Genomic DNA, 1,578 nt, shown 5'->3' with positions numbered 1-1,578 from the left:
GTCCGGCGCCGTGTTCTTCATGCCACTGGTGTGATAGAAGGTGCCGGTGAGGGTGAGGTTGTTCCAGATCATGGTGTTCGACCACGACTCACGATATCGCGGCGTACCGGCGCCTGAAGACAGGTTGTAAGGACCGTGCGTGCCCGCGAACGATTCCACCGTGCCGTCGGGCAGCGTCAGCCTCCAGGAAAAGATATCCGTACCGCTGAAGTCGGAGATGTACTGGATACCGTTACCGAAGGTGAAATGGGCCTGCAGGTCGACATCCAGGCCATCGGTCTTCAGGGAGTTGGCATTGATGTAGCTTCCGATCACTTCGATCGGACGTGCCAGGGCGTTGGGATTGAGCGGATCGGGCTTATCGGCGATCACCTGCGTGCCTGCGGGCAAGGCCTGCCCCGCATAGTACGCATCAAGAATCGAGCTCGGATCGGTCGATGTAATCACATCGGTTTTCTTGATGTGATAGTAGTCGAACGACGCATTCAGCCATGAGGTCGGCTGCAAGACGACGCCCAACGTATAGCTCTTCGCCCGCTCCGGCTTGATGGCCTTGTTGGCGTCGGTGAACTGGGCCAGCTGGTACGCCTGGACATAGCCGTTGTTGCCATGTTCCGCAGCGAACGATGCCGGCGGGTTATACGTGACGAAACCTTCGTTGGAGCTGGAGCCATTTTCTGAAAAGCTCGGCGCACGCACACCCTTGGAGAACGTGCCGCGCAGTGCCAGCCAATCAAGCGGTTTCCACTTCAGGCCCAGCTTGGGCGCGAACTCCGTGCCGATATCCGAATAATGATCGACGCGGCCGGACAAATCCGCCTCCAGCGATTCGAGCAAGGGCGCGTCGAACTCGAGGTACGCGCCCTCGACATCGCGGCTACCCTTGGTCTGCGCGTTGCCCAGGCCCTGGAACTCGTTACCCGGATTCAGCGAGGGATCGTTCTGTGCTTCGTGGCGCAATTGGATACCTGCCGCCATACCCAGCGCGCCACCGGGCAAGTCGAACAGGCTGCGATTGGCTGCCAGGTCGATGGCATCGAGGTCCGAGGTCGAGGTCTTGTCGTAGCCCGGCGCGAGGGAGTTTCGTACCGCCGTGCTGTTCGATGCGGGATTGAGGAAATTGTAGCTACCGGTATTGATCGCGTTGATCAGGCCCGTGTACTGGAGATAGCCGAACTGCTGGGTATCCAGGCTGGTGTGGTTGAGGACGAGTGCCGCATCGTAATTCCATTCGCCCCAGGTACCTGCGACATCGCCAACAATACGCAGGTTGTGGTTATCGTAGGTGTCACCGCGGGGGATATCGCCGAACGCGTAGTTGAGCAGGGCTGCCTGACCACTCGAGGCGAAGGGGTTGTTCGGGTTGAGGCTGCCATTGCTCAGGTACGCCGGCAAGGCAATATTGTTGGTGTTGTTTGGCGTCGAACTCTGGATCTGGGCCGGGGAAGAGACCGTATCCGTTTTCGTCTCCATGTAACTGAGCGACACGTACGCTTTGGTGGTGTCGTTGATCTTCACGGTAAAGCGGCCATAKACKCCGCCTTCCTTCGTCTTGGCCTGGATCTGGGTGTACTGCGC

At 59.0% G+C, this 1,578-nt stretch carries 1 protein-coding gene; it reads right to left on the bottom strand.

Annotated features, from left to right (window positions below):
- On the bottom strand, positions 1–1,578 hold a 1,578-nt coding region (locus AC1DVF_RS29180), incomplete at both ends, for a TonB-dependent receptor domain-containing protein (RefSeq protein ID WP_477783625.1).

It is taken from the genome of Pseudomonas sp. P4_D7, from assembly GCF_056401755.1.
This window is presented reverse-complemented; position numbering and strand designations above follow the sequence as displayed.